The sequence below is a fragment of the uncultured Campylobacter sp. genome, assembly GCF_938017615.1.
Lineage (GTDB): Bacteria > Campylobacterota > Campylobacteria > Campylobacterales > Campylobacteraceae > Campylobacter_B.
In genome coordinates, this window is the sequence record NZ_CALIJA010000110.1 from 1 (window position 1) to 4,185 (window position 4,185).

General features: G+C 40.1%; 4 protein-coding genes. 3 read left to right on the forward strand and 1 reads right to left on the reverse strand.

Annotated features, from left to right (window positions below; genetic code table 11):
• Nucleotides 1–97 precede the first annotated feature (97 nt).
• Nucleotides 98–820 (reverse strand): hypothetical protein, encoded by a 723-nt coding sequence (locus Q0620_RS05750; protein ID WP_298783682.1) that lies wholly within the window; start codon nucleotides 818–820, stop codon nucleotides 98–100.
• A 268-nt stretch (nucleotides 821–1,088) separates the two neighbouring features.
• On the opposite strand from Q0620_RS05750, the gene Q0620_RS05755 reads away from it, so the two are divergent.
• The 3 genes from Q0620_RS05755 (at nucleotide 1,089) to Q0620_RS05765 (ending at nucleotide 4,115) form a co-directional block, all read left to right on the forward strand.
• A complete protein-coding gene (locus tag Q0620_RS05755; protein ID WP_298783685.1) occupies nucleotides 1,089–3,455 on the forward strand; it encodes a type I secretion system permease/ATPase in 2,367 nt (788 codons plus the stop codon).
• A 136-nt stretch (nucleotides 3,456–3,591) separates the two neighbouring features.
• Nucleotides 3,592–3,828, forward strand: a complete 237-nt coding sequence (locus tag Q0620_RS05760; RefSeq protein WP_298783687.1) for a hypothetical protein — start codon at nucleotides 3,592–3,594, stop codon at nucleotides 3,826–3,828.
• 5 nt (nucleotides 3,829–3,833) lie between these two features.
• Nucleotides 3,834–4,115 (forward strand): type II toxin-antitoxin system RelE/ParE family toxin, encoded by a 282-nt coding sequence (locus Q0620_RS05765; protein ID WP_298783689.1) that lies wholly within the window; start codon nucleotides 3,834–3,836, stop codon nucleotides 4,113–4,115.
• Nucleotides 4,116–4,185 lie beyond the last annotated feature (70 nt).

Sequence of the window (4,185 nt, forward strand, 5' to 3'; positions counted from 1 at the left end):
ATAAGAAGCAGCGCGCCTGCCAGGGCTTTAAATTTAAGAGATTTATAAAATTTCATACCGACGCTCCTTTGAAAATTTCAGTTGTTTACTTAGCTTTTCAGCCGCCTGTAAGTTCCCTGCCTTCCAGGTATTCTTTTTCTACATCGTATTTTACGTCGCCGCAATTATCAAAATAATACTCGGGCGAATTAGTGGGTTTTTCATAGTATGTTTTTAAATTATATTCAGTCGGAATTTTATGAAATAGCAAAATAGACTTGGATTGTAAAAAGTCATTTCCGATGATATAATTTTTATCCAACATAAGAAAGATGCTATCCTCGAAACACAAAATCAAAGGTTTTGTAAAACCGCCTATTTTATTGACGCTATCGACTTTCAAATATTGTTTTGGATCCGTTGCGCTCGCCTGTAGTTTCGTCATATATAAATCCTCAACGGTTTCTACGCTATCGCTCTTGTTTTTTAAAATTTCAAGATAATTTTCAAAGCTCAAGTCTTTCATCTCATAATAATCGGTAGGATACTTAGATTTTATGCCGTCGTTTTCTCTATACTTTGCGATCTTTTTTAATACAGTAATTTCTTTATCTAAAAATTCTCCGACGGCGCGTTTATACAGCTCCTCTTTAGGTAAAATTCTATCCTCTTTGAGGCAGTAGCCTTGTTTGTATTTATTGTAGTCAGGGAGGGAAACGACGGCAAAGCCTCGCGAGGTAGAGTAATCAGGCACGATGCGGATAAATGCGGCGCAAAGTATTATTATAAGAAGCAGTGTCCCCGCCAGGGCTTTAAATTTAATAGACTTATAGAATTTCATATCAGTCCTTTTCTTGCTATCCCTTAGCGCGGATTATATAGCCGCATTTATAAAAGTATGCTTAAGCTTTATAAAATATTTCCAGGCTTTGTTTTAAAGCGGCTTCTTAAATTTTGACACTCTCCTGGTCATTCCTTCCCGCCGCACCATCGTTCTAGCTTAATAAATTCTTCAAATCCCTTAAATTTCTTTAAAATTCCTTCCGAATTTAAGCCCCGTTTCAAATAGACTTAATAGAATTCCTTCAAATTTCACTCAAAGGTATTCGATGCAAACCGCCCTGGGCTCGCTAGGTCTGATAGCCGCCGTAAATCATATCCCATTCGATGCCAAGGCGCTTATAAATAAATTTGCGCTAAGCAGCGAGGAGCCGCAGATCGAAGAGCTGGTGCGTATGGCTAAGCATTGCGAGTTTAAGGCTAAAATCAAAAAGCTAAATCTTTCAAATTTGCTGCGCTATAAGCCGCCCTTTATCCTTCAAAAAAAAGATGGAAGCTACTTTAACATCTTAAAGATCGAGCAGCAAAGCGAAGCGAATATTAAAGCATCACACGCTAGCAAGACAGGAGCCGATATAAATAGCGCAAATTCCAAAGACGCGGCAGGTTCTAAGGAGATATTAAGCCCTAGCGGCGGCGCGGCAAATTCTTTAAACTCATCTTCATCCGCATCGTTATCTTCTAATACGTCATCTTCTTCCGGCGCGGCAAATTCTTCTCCCGCGGATACACCCCATTTGTCTGCTAAAGAGACTAAAGCCTCCCGCTCATCCAAATCCTTGCAGGAGCCAGAAGCAGCTATTAAATTTATCGTATTTGACGGCGGAAATTCCGTAAAGGAGCTAGGCGCGAGCGAGCTATTTGATCTTTGCAGCGGCGAGTTTATAGTGCTAGCTCATAAAACTCTGAATTCTCAAATCAAATTCGGCTTTGCGTGGTTTTACAAGCGGATGCTAAGCTTTAAAAGGGTTGTATTTGAAGTGCTTTTAGCTTCATTTATCATGCAACTTTTCGGCCTAGTGACGCCGCTTTTTACGCAGGTAGTGCTCGATAAGGTTTTAACTCATCATAGCATTAGCACTCTAAACGTCATTGCATTTGCATTTTTGGCAACTATCATATTTGAGATGCTTTTAAGCCTAAGTAGAAATTATATATTCGCTCACACTACTACTAAAATTGACGCTAGGCTAGGTAGCGAGCTTTTTAGCCATTTAGCTCTGCTTCCGATGACTTACTTTGAGAACCGTAAAGTTGGAAACATCGTTGCTAGAGTGCGAGAACTAGATAGTATAAGAGAGTTTATCGCAAATAAAAGCGTAAGCGTGTTACTTGATATTTTATTTAGCTTCGTATTTGTCTTTATGATGCTGCTTTACAGCATTAAACTCACGCTAATTGCAATCGCATTTATAAGCGTAATTGCTGCAATATACTTTTTTATCACGCCGGTACTTAGAAAGAGACTGGAGGATAAATTTCAAATGGGAGCTGCTTCAAACTCCTATCTCGTAGAAGCTGTAACTGGAATGCAGACGGTAAAATCTCTAGCGATTGAGGGCAGTATGCAAAAGATGTGGGAGGAAAATCTAGGCAGATACGTCCGCTCATCTTTTAATCTTTCAAATTTAAGCAACGTCGCAAGCGGCTTTGCCTCCGCACTGCAAAAGCTTATGACGCTTTGCATTTTATACTTCGGCGTGGGGCTCGTGATCGAAGGCAAGCTAAGCGTTGGTCAGCTCATCGCCTTTCAGATGTTTGCAGGGCAATTTAGCGCTCCTGTAATGAGGCTGGTAGGTCTTTGGAATGAGTTTCAGCAAGCCCTTCTTAGCGTTGATAGGCTAGGAGATATATTAAATACTCCAACCGAGCAGAGCACCGATAAACCCATTGCGCTAAATAATATAGAAGGAGATATAAAATTTGACGCCGTAAATTTCAGATACAGACCGGATCTAAATTTAGTGCTAAAAGATATCAGCTTTCACGTAGAACCGGGCAAAAGCGTAGGTATAGTCGGCAGAAGCGGCAGCGGTAAAAGCACTATCACAAAGCTTATTGAACGGCTCTATCTGCAAAGCTCGGGCGCCGTTTACATAGACGGCATAGATATCAGACATCTAAATCCATATCTTTTAAGACAAAACATCGGCGTGGTCCTTCAGGAAAACTATCTATTTAGCGGTAGTATCAAAGAAAACATCGCCTTTGCCGCAAGCGGAGCGAGTATGGAGGAGATCATCAGAGTTAGCAAGATTGCGGGCGCTCATGATTTTATCGCCGAGCTTGCAGGAGGCTACGATACCTTCGTAGGCGAGCGCGGCTCGAGCCTTAGCGGCGGACAAAAACAGCGCATCGCAATCGCTAGAGCGCTCATAAATAATCCTAAAATTTTAATCTTTGATGAGGCGACCTCTGCACTTGATTATGAAAGCGAAAGCATCATAAATAAAAATTTAAGCGAGATCAAAAAGGGAAAAACCTTCATCATCATCGCACATAGGCTAAATTCCGTTAAGAATTGCGACGAAATTTTAGTACTGGATAAGGGCGAGATCGTAGAGCGCGGAAAGCATGAGGAGCTAATGGCTCTGGGCGGCTACTACAAGAGCTTATATGATAAGCAGCTAGGATAGGTCGAAGGGCAGGGCGGGATAAAATTTTAACTCAAGAGGCTTTTAAATTTAAACCCATTTATTGCGCGCCGCCGCCTTTAAGAGCTTTATTATAAATTTATGGCATAATGCAATTAGATTTCTACAAGGATAAGCTATGCTTGCATCGATAAATATTCAAACGTCAAACGCTAAAACGCTTAAAGCCATAGAGGATATAATCGCAAATGATCCTACCGCCGTTATAAGCTATAATGAGCTGAATTATTTAAGCCCACAGGATGAAGCTAGACTTATGGAAATTTCGGATGCCGACGATAGAGGCGAGCTGAAATACCACTCGCACGAGGAAATGTTGGAGCATCTAAATAAGCTTTTTAAAAAAATGGCCTGATAGATATGAAGCTTGTCTATAGCGAAGAATTTCTTAGCGATTTGGATAAAATTATTATGTTTATCGCGCAAGATAGTTTCCAAAGGGCGGCTAAGTTTGCGGATGATTTGATTGTTAAAATTTCAGACATTCCAAATCGTCCGTATAGTTTTAGAAAAAATCCTAAGCTAAATCGTAAAGATACTAGAGATCTGGTTTTTAAAGGCTATACGGTGCCGTTTCGCGTAAGCAAAGACGTCATAAAAATATTAGCTATATTTAAACGTAATAGCCATGCTATGAAATAAATTTATTGGATTAAGGTTGCAGAAGCAGCTAAGCTAAAAAAAATGATCGGATCTAAACAATGCTAAAAAT

What these genes read in the sequence shown, in the direction of transcription:
- Q0620_RS05765 (WP_298783689.1), top strand. Translation starts at nt 3,834, where the DNA reads ATGAAGCTTGTCTATAGCGAAGAATTTCTTAGCGATTTGGATAAAATT.
- Q0620_RS05760 (WP_298783687.1), top strand. Translation starts at nt 3,592, where the DNA reads ATGCTTGCATCGATAAATATTCAAACGTCAAACGCTAAAACGCTTAAA.
- Q0620_RS05750 (WP_298783682.1), bottom strand. Translation starts at nt 820, where the DNA reads ATGAAATTCTATAAGTCTATTAAATTTAAAGCCCTGGCGGGGACACTG.
- Q0620_RS05755 (WP_298783685.1), top strand. Translation starts at nt 1,089, where the DNA reads ATGCAAACCGCCCTGGGCTCGCTAGGTCTGATAGCCGCCGTAAATCAT.